The following is a 14,333-nucleotide window of genomic DNA, read 5'->3' as shown; positions in this document are numbered from 1 at the left end:
ACATGAGAAGATTTAATCAGGGAAACGTACTCAGAAAAATTTCTTGAAAAGATAAGTTGGAAAAAGGTTTTATTTTGAAAGAGAGTAGCTGGCTTTATAAATAAGGGGGTTACCGGTTTATCCAGCTTAATTTTTTGTGCGGGTCGCAATGCTGAATACAGAGTTTATCCTGGGCAAATAATTCCAGCCCTCTCTTGTAAGCGGCAAAAAAAGAGTTAAAACCTTCTACTACTCTTTGTTCCCTTATCAGAATATACTGGTCTTTATAAGTGTTCTTCAACTGATTCTCATTCTCCAGAAAGAACACGAAGTCTTTTTCGATATCATACATAAAACTTCATATTAAGTATAATAATGACAAGTTAAGTTTCACGTAAATATTCAGGTTTTGTTTCTTGTTGAATAATACTTTTTTATGAATTTATGTATTTACTTGTACAGAATGAGAATAAAAGGTTTGTTTAACGATGGCCCGTATAGCTTAAACCCATAACATGATGCTATAACCAGCCAGCAACTGTTACGGAAAGACCATGAACGAGCGTGATTGTGATAGATGGATAAAGGATAAATTTAAGGCGTTCTAGACTCGGCTTTAATTATCCGAAGGACTTAAACCAATATTTTCCGGATTGTTTAGTTCATCAATATTTTCTTCCAGCAATTCTTTTAGTACTAAATCAGTTCCGTTGGTTACGAGCAGGGCAAAAAAAAGCGGCAGGTTATCCGCCCCATTATTCGTTAAGTTTGCCGAAACCACCTTCCAGCCTTGTTTAGCTAACTGGTTCAAATCTATCTCAAAAGATTCGGCCGAATCGGTTGTTAAAACTTTATACTTTTTCATAATTTTAGTATATACTTGATTTTACTTTAATCTGTTCTAAAGCCGGTTAAATAAACTTATGGCACAAAATCTGCAAGAGTAGCAATAAGAATAAGCAGTAGACTTAAGCGGAATTTTTAATTTGTCCATTACCGCATAGAAAAAGGGTTAGAAAGGATGGCTTTTTTAAAATTTTTTTAATAAATATTGGTAAATATTTAATTTTTGTTTATATTATTAATACCTAATGCTATTTACACCGTAGAAGGCTATTCTATTTACTTGGTTTGTTATGAAATACATCGTTTTTAACTTGAGAGAAGAAGCAGAAGCTTTTTGTACTATGGTTGATACTGCTTTAGGTTATCCCAAAACATATACCTTAGGCGAAGGGGGAGGAGTTTACCAGGCCGTTGAAAAAACTTATTCTACCTACGCAACACCCATCAAAAAATATAATGCCGAAAAATACGCTTACCCCGTAACCGATGCCAACCAGCACCTGATACCAGCCGAAAAAGAAATGGTTGAGTATTTAGAGAATTGGTACCCGGATGGTATTATTTAGTGGTGAAACCTATTCCCATTCTAACTGTAATTCCGGAGTAGGTGCCTAGCCATTCACTCTCTTCAAACTGCCACTTGCGGATATTATAAATGTCTTGAACAGCCTCGAAAAAGTACTGTAACAAATTCGAGCGTGATTTTAAGGTTTAAGACTTTATACAATATCTGGTCATTTTAAACAGCCGCTTTAAAGAATCAAGTAAAATTATAATTGCAGGTTACAGCCAGATTAATGAAGGCCAAGGTTTGCGGATGATTGTATTCTTATTCTTACCCAGATCCTTTTTCCGGAATACTTACTGGATGCTGTTGATTAAGAAGAATTACTAGCGGTTTTATGCATACCTACTGCAAACAAAACTTAAATAACATAAATATAACCTGAATTGATGAGGTTTAATATTTTTGACCATTTTACGATTGCGTCAGAAATAATATACCGGATTATACGAGTGGAATAAATTATTTCGATGCTGGCTCATTTACCAATATTTTCCAGCACAAAATGAAAAATTTATTTGCAGACTTAAACGCTTTTAAAAATAAGCTTTTTTCAGCGAGTGTACTGCTGTTTTTACCCATTGTTTATCTGCTATTTTCAAGCCCAAACGGAAAGAATGGCATTGCCCAGAAACAGAAAGAGCAGGAAAACATACTGCTTATCATTGCCGATGATATGTCGAAACATGCCGGGGTTTATGGCGAAAAAGCTATTAGAACGCCGGGTATTGATGCCGTTGCGGCCAGCGGGGTTGTTTTTAATAACGCTTTTTGTACTGCTTCCTCCTGTTCCCCTTCCCGGGCCAGCATCCTGACCGGAAAATACCCGCACCAACTGGAAGAAGGTGGCAACCTTTGGGGAACCCTGCCAGCCAAATTCCCGAACTATACCCGCACCTTAGCCCGAGCCGGTTACACAGTAGGTTTGACCGGAAAGGGCTGGGGTCCCGGGCAAGCACTTCCGGGCGGATACCAGGAAAACCCAGCCGGACCGGCATTTAAAAACTTTGCTGAATTTATAGCAAAATTGCCGGCCGGTAAACCATTTTGCTTTTGGCTGGGTCCCAGCGATCCGCACCGGCCTTACGAAGCAGAATTAAAAAATAAGACCGAAATAAATAAAGCTGAAATAAAAGTACCGGGCTGGTTGCCGGATAATGCCGCCGTACGGGAAGATTTGATGGACTACCTGGCCGAGGTTAAACGGTTCGACCAGACCATAGAAGAAGCTGTAAAATTATTAAAACAAAAAGGACTTTATAATAATACCTTAATTATCGTAACCTCCGATAATGGTATGCCTTTTCCGCGGGCAAAAGCGAATGTTTATGATTCGGGTAGTAATATTCCTTTGGTCATGAGCTGGGGAAATCACTTCGGGAAAGGGAAATATTACAACGAATTTGTAACACTTGCCGACATTGCTCCTACCATACTGGAGGTTGCCGGCCTAAAAACTACCGATCCGATGACTGGAAAATCGTTGCTCCCGCTTTTGCAAAAGAACCAGCAAGACAAAAGGTACGGTCAGGTTTTTCTGGAACGGGAACGGCATGCCTCTGTACGGGATAATAATTTAAGTTATCCGGTTAGGGCAATCAGAACAAAAGACTATCTCTACATCGAAAATCTTCGGCCCGACAGATGGCCGGCCGGCAACCCAAACTTAACGGTGCCCCCGTCGCCGTTTGGCGACATTGATAACGGTGGGAGCAAGAAATTTCTGATAGAAAACCGGAACAATGCAGCCGCAGCCAAATGGGTAGCCGCAAGCCTGGAAAAACGACCTGCCCGGGAATTATATATACTGCAGAACGATAAAGACCAACTGCACAATGTAGCGGAAGCGCCCGCAAACGTAAAAATTATTCAAAGTTTGAAAGGGGAGCTGGACCAATGGCGCCGGGACACCCAAGATCCCTTGTTAGGCACCAAACAGGATATTTTTGATACCTATCCTTATTACGGAGGAAAGAAGAAAAACTAATACCCTCGGTTCTTCCTTATATAAAAGCATTTTGGCGCTGGCAGGTGCAAAAATTTAAGTTTTAATAATACTTATCTGGAATCTGACGGAGCAGCTTAAAAAGTTAAGTTTTGATAATGATTAGCTTCTCTTAAACTGATAAAAGAAAACATGATAACTGCTTAAATTCGAAAGCAATTTATATCGGTTAAACCAGAAAAGCCTGAAATGTATTTAAAACAAATAATAGAACATAAATCGAGTTCTGTTAAGCGAAGCCCTTAAAATTAATTAATAAAACTATACCCATCACGCTTATGAAAAATAACTACAAACGATTTTTAGCGCTAGGTATAACGGTATGCATTTCGCAGGGTAATATTTTTAGCCCCGGAACAGCATTGTTATATGCCAAAAGTAAAAATACGCTGGCTTATTCGCCAGTAGCAACTCTTTTTGGAGGTGCAATAATGCAACAGGCAGATTTTTTAGTTAAAGGTAAAGTTACCGATAATACCGGTGCTGGTTTGCCGGGGGTTAGCGTTTTGGTTAAAGGCACTAATTTAGGAACTACAACTAATTTTGATGGTACTTTTTCCCTTTCCGTTCCCGACCAAAATGGTACCCTTATTTTCTCTTTTATCGGATTTGTAACCCAGGAAATACCTCTTAACGGACAAACTATCTTCTCCGTAAAGTTATTACCAGATGCCAAAGCCCTGGAAGAAGTGGTAGTGGTGGGGTATGGCACCCAGAAAAAGACGTCTTTAACAACGGCGGTAGCTTCGGTTAGCGGCAAGGAGTTAACAGAACAAGCTCCTTCCGGCGATTTAAGAAAAGTGCTGCAAGGCGTAGCCCCTGGTTTAACCGTTCTGGATAACGGCGGTCAGCCCGGTAATAATAAAATACAGATGCAGATCCGGGGAATATCTTCGGTGAACGGCAGCGAACCCTTGGTGCTGGTTGACGGCCAGGTACAATCGCTCAATGATATTGATCCAAATTCGGTAGAGAGCGTTTCTATTCTGAAAGATGCAGCGTCCACGGCTATTTATGGTTCTCGCGGGGCGAACGGCATTATTCTGATTACCACCAAAAAAGGTAAAAAGGGACCCTTGAAAATTAATTACGAAGGGGTTTACGGCTTACAGGACCCGACCGTATTACCCGACTTTATGAATACAGAAGAATACCTGAGATACCGAAATGTATTAGCGGCCAATCAGAAGAAGCGAAATCCCAACTCTAGCTTACCAACCTACACCGAACAGGAAATTCAGGATTACCTGGCAGGAATGGAAACCGACCCGATTAAATTTCCGGCGGCTTCTTATAATATGCGGGATATTTACCGGACGGCACCCCAAACGCGCCATTCCCTTACCCTAACCGGAGGCGGAGATTTTGTTCAGTCAATGGCTAACGTATCTTATTTTTACCAGGAAGGCCTGATTTGGGAAAGAACGTACGAAAGAATAAACCTGCGTTTGAATAATAATTTTAAGCTGCATAAAACCTTAAATGCGCACTTAAATCTCTATTATCAAAACGCAGAAAGAAAAACCCAGGCTACCGGATTTGCTGAATATGAAGCCATTCAGGGTCTGCACAACCAAACCCAAAAATACGGATTAGGCGGCGGGCTTATTTACGATGCCGATGGCAATTATATCCCCAAAGGCGCCCGCAAGACCAATCCAAGGTTAGAGGCAGATACCGATTATATGGGGCTTCGGAAAAATACCCCTCGTTTTTATACCATTGATGCCGGCCTGGATTGGGAACCGGTGGAGGGATTAACATTTACAGGGAAGTATGGCGTTCAGAATACTTCGGAAAGAGAAAGTTATAATATACCCAAGTGGAATTTAGGTTTTGCAGCCTATAATAACAACTCGCTTTATTTTAATAACGGCGATGTTACCCGCACTACTTTAAACTTGCTCGCCAACTACCAGAAATCTTTTAAACGGCATAATATATCGGCTTTAGCCGGGTATGCCGTGGAAGAATTTAAAGATGAATGGCAGGACATGTTAGGCCAGAATTTCTTTAATAACGAAATTATTAATATTGGCACGGGTACGCAGGAGAATTATACTATCCGGAATGGATTAAATGAATGGGGGCTGCGCTCTTATTTTGGCAGAGTAGGGTATAATTTCGACGACCGGTATTTTGCGGAAGTAAGCTTACGTTCTGATGGTTCATCCCGTTTCCCGACCGGAAGAAAATACAGCCAGTTTCCGGGGGCAGCACTTGCGTGGCGCGTATCCGGCGAAAGTTTCTGGGAGAAATTTGCCACTGTGGTCAACGATTTCAAAATCCGGTATTCGTATGGCCAAACCGGTAGCCACGATGGCATCGGGAACTATGCCTATATACCCCAATTAGCTTTAAGCCAGGGCTATGGTTTCACAACTGGTCCGGGAGGAGAATATGTGGTAAATACCGTTATCCAGAACAACATGGCTTCGGAAAACTTATCCTGGGAAAAAGTTACCCAGCATGATGCCGGCGTAGATTTAGCTTTCCTGCAAAATAAGCTTAATGTAACTTTTGATGTTTTTGATAAGACTACCAATGGCATTCTGCTCGACCTTCCTATTCCGGGGGTAATTGGCTTAAATGCAGCTAAAACCAATGCCGGGGTAATTAACAACAAAGGCTGGGAGTTCAGTACCAGCTGGCGGTCTTCTGTGAACGGTTTGAATTATAACCTTGGCGCCGGGGTGGCCAGCGTAGAAGATAAATTAGTTGATTATGCTGGCTTAGGCATAACCGTTCTGAATGGTATGTATTACCGGGCCGAAGGCACTCCTTTATACGCCATAAGAGGTTATAAAACGGTAGGCATTTACCAGACTGATGATGAAGCCAAGAGTTCGGCTAACGTAGAAGCCTGGGCAAAACAAATCGGGGCCGGCGATTATAAATTTGAGGACGTTAACCAGGATGGTAAAATCGACCCCAATAATGACTTCCAATATTTAGGCGACCGCACGCCCAAATACACCTTTAATTTAAATTTAGGCGCCGATTGGAAAGGTTTCGATTTAAATATGCTCTGGAATGGGGCTGCCAAGGTACAAACCGTAATTACCGGCACCATTGGTGAGGTTGGTCAATATAACAACAGCCCAATTATTACTTACTTCCGGAACAACTACTGGACCAAGGAAGGCGATACCGATGTCTATTTTTCCCGGCCGCTTTGGCAGGCCAATAATAACCTGGAGCCAAACTCCAAAGATGTGCACAACGCCGATTATTTCCGGTTAAAATCTTTGGTTTTTGGTTATACGCTGCCCACTACCTTAACCCAGCGCATTGCTTTAAATAAAGTTCGGGTTTATTTCAGTGGCACCAACTTGCTAACCATTTCCAGCCTGATGAAAAATTGGGGTGTAGATCCGGAAGATGCTCCTGTTTCTGGTGCCTGGCAAGGATTAATTAGTGGCGATTCTAATGCTACCCGCCACATTTACCCCGCCCAGCTGAAAACCTTCAATTTTGGTGTTAATATTCAATTATAAAACTCCTGTTTAAGCTATCAGAATAAATAAGTAAATGGTTTCTCCCGAAGCCTGAACCGATTCATTCTAAGTTTGCTGGATATTAAAAAAGATAAATTGAAAAAGATATAATGAAAAAGATATATATACTTCTATTAACCCTCTGTTCTACGCTGGTTGGCTGTGAAGATGATTTATTAGATAAAAAACCAGTAACAACCCTAAACCCGGGAATTTTCTGGCAGGATGGAGCGGAAGCAGAAATTGCCGTTAATGCCCTTTATACCTTCTTACCGAAGATAAACCAGGTGTTTATGGACAACAATACGGAACACTCGGTAGAACCGTATGTTGGCGGCAATGTAATCACCAATGGTCAGGTACAGGTTACTTCGGCCATCATTAATAACTGGTGGAACAACCATTTCCGGGCAGTTTCAGCCGCTAACCGTTTTCTGAAAGATGTAAATACCGTTCCGGCCGATAAAATATCGCCCGAAATGATGGCGAGGTTAACTGCGGAAGCCAGATTTATACGGGCGGTAAATTATACGTTTCTGGTAAACTATTTTGGCGATGTACCTTTCTTTACCGAAGAATTAAGTGTTGCCGAGGCCTCTACTATTTCCCGGACAAGCAAGCAGGTAGTACTGGATTTTATTGAAACCGAACTGACTGAAGCTGCTAATATTTTACCGAAGGTGTATACCGGTAAAGATAAAGGCCGGATAACCAAAGGTGCCGCCCTGGCCTGGAAAGCGCGGGCTATGCTTTGGTCGAAACAGTACCAAAAAGCGGCAGATGCCGCCAAAGCCGTAATGGACTTAAATCAGTATTCCTTAATGGGCAATTATGCCGATTTGTTTAAATACAGCAGTGAGTATAATAATCCGGAAGTTATTCTGGAGTACATCTATACCGAAACTACCGGGCATAATTTTATGAACGTAGTAGCACCCTATGGTATTACCAACCAAACGGCCAATCTAAACATGAACCCAACTTCCTTGCTGGTAGATGAATATGAAACTATTAACGGCCTGCCTATTTCGGCTGATCCTACTTTCAATCCGGAAGATCCTTACCGCAACCGGGACCAAAGATTACAAGCTACTATTTGGTTGCCCTTATTTAAAACCGGTGCCTATGCCGATGTTTTATGGGGACAAACCAAGCCGCACGATGTACGAGTAGGTTCCAAAACAAAAGACGAGGTAGCCGCCCTAATCCGGGGAAACCAAACCGGGTTCTTAATGAAAAAGTATACGAACCCCGAAGATGTTACCAAGCTTACGAATAATGCCCTGAATTACATGATTATACGGTATGCCGATGTATTATTAATGTATGCCGAAGCTAAAATTGAACTGGGCCAGATTGATGCTTCTGCGGTTAAGGCCATTAACGATGTAAGAGCCCGGGCCAACCAGCCAACTTTGCAAGCGGTGGGGGTAAATGTAAGCGATCAGGCCGCCATGCGCAAAGCAGTTAGGCATGAACGCACCGTGGAACTGGCTTTAGAAGGATGGCACTTTTATGATATCAGAAGATGGGATATTGCCCAGGATATTCTGAAAGATTTAAAACCGGCCCCCGGTATGAAATATCGTCATATTACCAACAATAATTTAGTAACGGCCACCTGGGCGGGGGTAAACTGGAATTATCAGAAGAAAAATCCCGATCATACCTATCCGGTACCGTGGGATGAGTATAATATGAACCCGAACCTGTTACCTCAAAATGCAGGTTGGTAAAGATTAATTATTCTTCATTCCTGATGGTGGAGGCAGCTTTAGATTAAAGTTACCTGCACTATCAGGAATGAGGACATACTATTATCTCTTAAGAAGCTTATAAAACATTACCTGATTATTAAAAAGTAATTGTAATCAAATCATTCAGTCCAAACATACGGATTGCAACATAGGCTTTTTATAATTTTAAAAGGCTTTATTTTAGTCTGTAGCTTCATAATTACTTTAATTCCCATACTATTTAGCTAATGGAAATAAATAAAAAAGTAAAACGCAGAAAGTTTATTTCGGCTATAGGTTTGCTGGGCTTGGCCGGAGTTACTCCTTTATCCGGATTTGCTACCGCTAAAGTCCTTAAGCCTGATGAGGAGCCTATATTAAAAGCTGGCCCTTATTTACAGGCGGCTTATCCTAATAAAATTACCGTTAGGTGGCTTACTAATTTACCTTGTTACAGTTACGTAGAATTTGGGGAAACCTCCGATAAGCTCGATCGAAAAGCCCATACCGTTCAGTCTGGTTTGATAGAAGCCTTTAATAACAATAATGCGATTACTTTAAAAAATCTGCAGCCGGCTAAAGAATATTTCTATCGCATTGTTTCCCGGGTTATTCTAGATTTTATCCCGAATAAAATTGTTTACGGCGATACCTATACCAGTCCGGTTTACGCATTTAAAACACCTGCGCCAAAAGCGGAAACATTAGCCTTTAGTATTTTTAATGATATCCACAACCGGCCGGAATCCTTTGGTCATTTAATGAAGTACCAGGGCGATACTAAAAAAGATTTTATTTTCCTGAACGGCGACATGATTAATTTTGCGACCGATGAAAATCAGGTGGTAAATTTAATATTACAGCCCCTGAGTACCCTCTTTGCTACCAATACTCCCTTTATATTATCTCGCGGAAACCACGAAACCCGGGGCAAATTTTCCCGGCACCTCAATAACTATTTTGACGGCGGCGAAAACCGGTATTATTATTCTTTTCAACACGGTCCGGCTTATATAATTGTTTTGGATTCCGGGGAAGACAAAGCCGATGGCGTGATGGTGTATGGGGAATCGTTGATTTTGATGCTTACCGTTTAGAACAAGCCGAATGGCTAGAGCGGGAACTACAGAAAAAGGAATTCCGGAAAGCTAAATATAAAATAGTGTTCAGCCATATTCCTTTATATTATTCCGGTGAAGGGCACGGCACGCTTCATTGTCGCGAAGTATGGGGGCCAATGTTAAATAAAGCTAAAATAGATGTGCTGATTTCCGGCCATACCCATAAATATGGGGTGCACCTGCCGGTAGAGGGGCAACATAACTATCCCATTATAATCGGGGGAGGGCCGGCCGATACCAAACGCACTATCATAAATGTAACGGCCGACCAAAAAGCTTTAAACCTGCAAATGTTCGATGACAGTGGTAAGCAGGTGGGGGCCCTAAAAATCTAATCTGTTAATATATTGAACCGGATTCTATAATAGATAATCACTCTAAATAATTCAGCCATAGGAAAGTAAACTCAGCAAATATGAAACATTACCTTATTTATCTATTCAGTTCATTCCTATTCTTATTTAATGGTTGCACAACCTCAAAATTTCCAGAGAATAATGAATTTGTTATAGCCTATGGCTCTTGTAGCCGGCATGATTTACCGCAACCTTTGTGGCCGGCAATAATCCAGGATAAACCAAATGTATGGGTTTGGCTGGGCGATAACATCTATGGCGATTCGGAAGATATGGCTGTTCTGAAGGCAAAGTACGATGCCCAATTGAATCAGGAAGGCTACAAACAGTTAATTAGCCAGGTACCCGTAATTGGTACCTGGGACGACCACGATTTCGGCAAAAACGATGGCAATAAAACCTATCCCAAGAAGAAAGAAAGCCAGCAATTAGCCTTAGATTTTTTTGGAGAGCCGGCCAATAGTCCCCGGCGAAAGCAGGAGGGCATCTATGCCGCTTATGATTATAAAGTAGGGAAGAAAACAGTTAAAGTTATTTTGCTGGATGTACGGTATCACCAAGACCAGCTGCAACGGGAAAACGGTAAATATTTACCAAGTGAGGGCGATATTTTAGGCGAAGTGCAGTGGCAATGGCTACAAAATCAATTGCAAAACAGTAAAGCCGATGCGCACATCATTGGGACCGGCATTCAGATTGTGCCGGATAATTTTCCGAGTGAGAAATGGGCCAATTTCCCGAATGCCAAGAAACGGTTCTATGATTTGCTTGCTGCTACCAAGCCCAAAGGGGTGATGCTCATTGCTGGCGACCGGCACATTGGTGAATTCTCCCGCGTTAATATTCCAGGCCTGGAGCAACCAGTTTTCGAAATTACCTCCAGCGGTTTAACCCATACCACCACCACTAACTCCGAGGCCAAATATCCCAGTGCTTACCGGGTTGGGCCTTTGGTTACCCTTAAGAATTATGGCCTTTTCCGTTTCCGCGATGCAGGTAAAAAACTGGTAGCGGAGGTTAGCATAAAAGGGGAAAAGGGCGAAGCTTTCCACACCGAGAAGTTTGAATTTTAGGATTAACAGCCTTTATCAAATTAATAAAGATATTATTCTATAATTACCGAGGAATGAGGTATTTATACTATGGTTTGGTTTTCCTGGCCAGCTTGATTTTTCAGGGGGAATTATACGCCCAAAACCCTAATATTTTATGGATAACCATAGAAGATACTTCTCCCCATTTTGTAGGAGCGTACGGTAATACCCAGGCCCGCACACCGGTAATAGACGGTTTGGCGAAAGACGGGGTACGTTTTACCAATGCTTTTTCCACGGGCACTGTTTGTTCACCTAGCCGTTTTACCTTAATTACGGGCGTCCGGACCTACGAAGCCGGTACCGGTAACCACCGCAGTGCCTATCCCATTCCCGATTTAATAAAAGGGTTTCCGGCTTATTTAAGAAATAGTGGTTATTACACCACCAATAATGCAAAAACAGATTACAACACGTCGGCGGAGAAACGCGTGATTACCGAAGCCTGGAATGAGAGCTCGGTAAATGCGGGTTGGTGGAAAAGGCAACCCAAACAACCCTTTTTCGCCGTGTTTAACTTCATGGATTCGCACCAGTCGCGTACCATGACCAACACTTACGATAACTATGTAAAAGCCGTTTTAAACGCTATTCCGGAAAAAGACAGGATAGGGGAAAACGACTTTGATATGCCGCCTTTTTACCGCGACACCCCGGAAATGCGCAAGCAGGTGGCCCGCGTTTATAACTCCCTTAAACTTACCGATATAAAAATAGGCAAATTATTGGATCGTTTAAAGGAAGATAAGTTAACCGATAGCACCATTATTTTCTTTTTTGGCGATCACGGCGAAGGAATACCCCGGGCTAAAACCAATGGCATCGGCCTGGGCTATCATGTACCTTCTATTATCTGGTTTCCGCCCATGTACCGCCATTTATCGCCCTGGGGCAGCAACGGAGTAGTTACCGATGAGCTAATAAATTTTGAAGACCTGGCCCCGACCATTTTAAGCCTGGCTGGGATAAAGGCCCCGGATTATATGAAAGGGCGGGCGATTTTAGGGACGTACCGCTCTCCAGCCAGGGATTTAATTTTTGCTTCTAACGACCGCTCCGACGAAGGGGCCGATTTGGTGCGTTCTGCTACCGATGGCCGGTATGTTTATTCGCGTAATTTTATGCCCTTTATGCCGGAAAACCGCTGGATCCAATACCAGGAAGTAAGCGATATAAAAAAGCAAATGTACCAGGATTTTATCGGCAATAAGTTAAATGCAGTACAGAAAAACTTGTTCCTGGAGCGCCCAACCGAGTTTCTGTTTGATATCGATAGCGACCCGTGGGAGCTGCAGAACCTGATTGATAAACCGGAAATGCAGCATGTAGCCAACAAGATGCGGCAGGCCGTGCAGGAGAATATTATGAACTCCCGCGATATTCTCTTTTTACCGGAATACGAGCTGGCCGAACTTTCTAAAACCACCACGCCATACGAATTCAGATTAGATAAGAGTAAGTACCCATTAGGAGACATTTATGCGGCGGCGGCTTTTGCGGGTAAAAGAGGTAAAAGCATTGCCCTGAAGCAAGCCGGATTATTAACCCACCCGAATAATATTGTACGGTACTGGGCGATTATGGGCTTTAAATCGCAACCGTTAGAAATTCAGAAGCAACACAAAATCGCTCTAACCAAGGCTATGAAGAATGGCTATGCGCCGGTACAAATTATAGCGGCGGCTATCAACGTAGATGCGTTCGGCGATCAGGAAGCCGAGCAACTGCTTAAAAAATATTGTTTCGACCCGAACGACGAATTGGCGCTCTTTGCATTTCAGAATATTACTTATTTGAAAGATATCAAACCCTATGAATCGGTAATTGTGCAGGCAGATGCAAATAAGAACAGGAAAGCTACCATTGAATTGCAATCGGCTTATGATGTGCTGCTGCAACGGCTTGGCATCAGGCAAATAAAGTTATAAGCGGTAAAACAGGCGTAACCAAGTAATCTCTTAACCAGGTATCTTCTTTCCTAAAAAAGCACCAGGCGGTATGGCAAACGACTGGCGAACTATAGTATTTGCGAAAAAAGAGAAATTCTCTGGCCGGAATATGATCGAGAAATACAATAATAACGATGATAAGACTGTTTCAATTTTCACTTTTTTGTTTCTGTTTCACCGCTGCCAGTACAGCTTTCTCGCAAGCTCCGAAAAAGCCTCTATTTATATTCGGCGTAATAGCCGACGTGCAGTATGCTAATCGGGAAAACCAAGGCACCCGGCATTACCGGTCTTCTATTAAAAAGCTTACCGAAGCAGTGGAGGTTTTTAACCAGCAGAAGCCAGCTTTTGTCATCAGCCTCGGCGATTTTATAAACGATGATTTTAAAAGCTACGACACCCTTAATTCTATTACGAACAGGCTTAAACCTACTTTATTCCATGTAATTGGCAACCACGATTTTGAGGTGGCAGCAAACCAGAAAAGCAAAGTGCTGCCGGCGCTGAAGTTAAAAAATGAATATTATTCCTTTAATAAAAAGAACTGGAAATTTATTCTTTTAAATGGCAACGATATTAGCCTGATTGCCAATACCGAAGGTACAGCCAATTATAAGGAAGCCCAGGTTATGCTGGATAAATTGAAAGCAGCTAAAGCGCCCAATGCCCAACCCTGGAACGGTGGTTTGGGTCAGGAACAGTTAAACTGGTTAAAAGACGAGTTAGCGTCCGCGCAAAAGAAAAACCAGCGGGTAATAGTGTTTTGCCATTTTCCTTTGTACCCAGAGGAATTACCTTATAATCTCTGGAACGCTTCGGAAGTTAGAAATTTGATAGAAAGGTATGCAAATGTAAAAGCCTATCTGAACGGTCACGTACATAAAAGCCAGTACTTTTCTAAAAATGGTGTTAACTATGTTACATTTAAAGGAATGGTAGAAAAAGAGGAAAATGCTTTTGCTATTGTTTCGGTTTTTGAAGATCATTTGGAAATACAAGGCTATGGTAAAGAAGTTAGCAGGGTGTTAAAAAAATGAAAGATATATGGACCAAGCGTAAAAAGTCAGGTTCATAATTCCAAATCCTCTAAACACACTATTGTTAAAGCACTGAAGTTATAATGCTGAACAAATCTTCGAGATCTTTAAAACTTAAGATTTAAATCAATTATAGCTGTTTAGCAAT

General features: G+C 41.9%; 11 protein-coding genes. 9 read left to right on the top strand and 2 right to left on the bottom strand.

Translation table 11 applies throughout. The features are described 5' to 3' along the window. Positions 1-109 precede the first annotated feature (109 nt). Both AAE02nite_RS20955 and AAE02nite_RS20950 read right to left on the bottom strand, forming a co-directional pair. On the bottom strand, positions 110-331 hold the full coding sequence (locus tag AAE02nite_RS20955; RefSeq protein ID WP_146902654.1) for a hypothetical protein: 222 nt from the start codon (positions 329-331) through the stop codon (positions 110-112). A gap of 264 nt (positions 332-595) precedes the next feature. Then, positions 596-844 carry a hypothetical protein gene (locus tag AAE02nite_RS20950; protein ID WP_146902651.1) on the bottom strand — a complete coding sequence of 83 codons (249 nt, stop codon included), beginning with the start codon at positions 842-844 and terminating at the stop codon, positions 596-598. A 271-nt stretch (positions 845-1,115) separates the two neighbouring features. Between AAE02nite_RS20950 and AAE02nite_RS20945 the strand changes: the two genes are divergently transcribed. The 9 genes from AAE02nite_RS20945 (at position 1,116) to AAE02nite_RS20910 (ending at position 14,185) form a co-directional block, all read left to right on the top strand. Continuing rightward, entirely contained in the window at positions 1,116-1,391 is a 276-nt protein-coding gene (locus tag AAE02nite_RS20945; protein WP_146902648.1) for a hypothetical protein, read from the top strand. 504 nt (positions 1,392-1,895) lie between these two features. Further along, positions 1,896-3,377, top strand: coding sequence for a sulfatase family protein (locus AAE02nite_RS20940; protein ID WP_146902645.1), 1,482 nt, complete (start codon positions 1,896-1,898; stop codon positions 3,375-3,377). 296 nt (positions 3,378-3,673) lie between these two features. Further along, positions 3,674-6,892, top strand: a complete 3,219-nt coding sequence (locus AAE02nite_RS20935) for a SusC/RagA family TonB-linked outer membrane protein (RefSeq protein WP_146902642.1) — start codon at positions 3,674-3,676, stop codon at positions 6,890-6,892. Between the two features lie 110 nt (positions 6,893-7,002). Next, the gene (locus tag AAE02nite_RS20930; protein WP_146902639.1) at positions 7,003-8,628 is read left to right on the top strand and encodes a RagB/SusD family nutrient uptake outer membrane protein; all 1,626 of its coding nucleotides are present in this window, start codon (positions 7,003-7,005) and stop codon (positions 8,626-8,628) included. A gap of 248 nt (positions 8,629-8,876) precedes the next feature. Beyond that, entirely contained in the window at positions 8,877-9,725 is an 849-nt protein-coding gene (locus AAE02nite_RS20925) for a purple acid phosphatase family protein (RefSeq protein ID WP_218033534.1), read from the top strand. After that, the gene (locus AAE02nite_RS26890) at positions 9,698-10,084 is read left to right on the top strand and encodes a metallophosphoesterase family protein (RefSeq protein ID WP_218033535.1); all 387 of its coding nucleotides are present in this window, start codon (positions 9,698-9,700) and stop codon (positions 10,082-10,084) included. Before AAE02nite_RS20925 ends, AAE02nite_RS26890 begins: the two co-directional genes overlap by 28 nt. Positions 10,085-10,299: 215 nt before the next feature. Then, a complete protein-coding gene (locus tag AAE02nite_RS20920) occupies positions 10,300-11,178 on the top strand; it encodes an alkaline phosphatase D family protein (RefSeq protein ID WP_170252658.1) in 879 nt (292 codons plus the stop codon). 53 nt (positions 11,179-11,231) lie between these two features. Further along, complete coding sequence (locus AAE02nite_RS20915; protein ID WP_146902632.1) at positions 11,232-13,127, top strand: sulfatase family protein; 1,896 nt, start codon at positions 11,232-11,234, stop codon at positions 13,125-13,127. A gap of 155 nt (positions 13,128-13,282) precedes the next feature. Next, entirely contained in the window at positions 13,283-14,185 is a 903-nt protein-coding gene (locus tag AAE02nite_RS20910; RefSeq protein WP_146902629.1) for a metallophosphoesterase, read from the top strand. Positions 14,186-14,333: the final 148 nt, after the last annotated feature.

Source organism: Adhaeribacter aerolatus (assembly GCF_007991635.1).
In the GTDB taxonomy this organism is placed as follows: Bacteria; Bacteroidota; Bacteroidia; order Cytophagales; family Hymenobacteraceae; genus Adhaeribacter; species Adhaeribacter aerolatus.
The sequence above is the reverse complement of the archived record's forward strand: the minus strand, read 5'-3'. Positions and strand labels throughout refer to the sequence as shown.

Coding starts and splice junctions, on each gene's coding strand:
- AAE02nite_RS20940 (WP_146902645.1), top strand. CDS start 1,896: ATGAAAAATTTATTTGCAGACTTAAACGCTTTTAAAAATAAGCTTTTT.
- AAE02nite_RS20910 (WP_146902629.1), top strand. CDS start 13,283: ATGATAAGACTGTTTCAATTTTCACTTTTTTGTTTCTGTTTCACCGCT.
- AAE02nite_RS20930 (WP_146902639.1), top strand. CDS start 7,003: ATGAAAAAGATATATATACTTCTATTAACCCTCTGTTCTACGCTGGTT.
- AAE02nite_RS20945 (WP_146902648.1), top strand. CDS start 1,116: ATGAAATACATCGTTTTTAACTTGAGAGAAGAAGCAGAAGCTTTTTGT.
- AAE02nite_RS20925 (WP_218033534.1), top strand. CDS start 8,877: ATGGAAATAAATAAAAAAGTAAAACGCAGAAAGTTTATTTCGGCTATA.
- AAE02nite_RS20935 (WP_146902642.1), top strand. CDS start 3,674: ATGAAAAATAACTACAAACGATTTTTAGCGCTAGGTATAACGGTATGC.
- AAE02nite_RS20950 (WP_146902651.1), bottom strand. CDS start 844: ATGAAAAAGTATAAAGTTTTAACAACCGATTCGGCCGAATCTTTTGAG.
- AAE02nite_RS20955 (WP_146902654.1), bottom strand. CDS start 331: ATGTATGATATCGAAAAAGACTTCGTGTTCTTTCTGGAGAATGAGAAT.
- AAE02nite_RS20915 (WP_146902632.1), top strand. CDS start 11,232: ATGAGGTATTTATACTATGGTTTGGTTTTCCTGGCCAGCTTGATTTTT.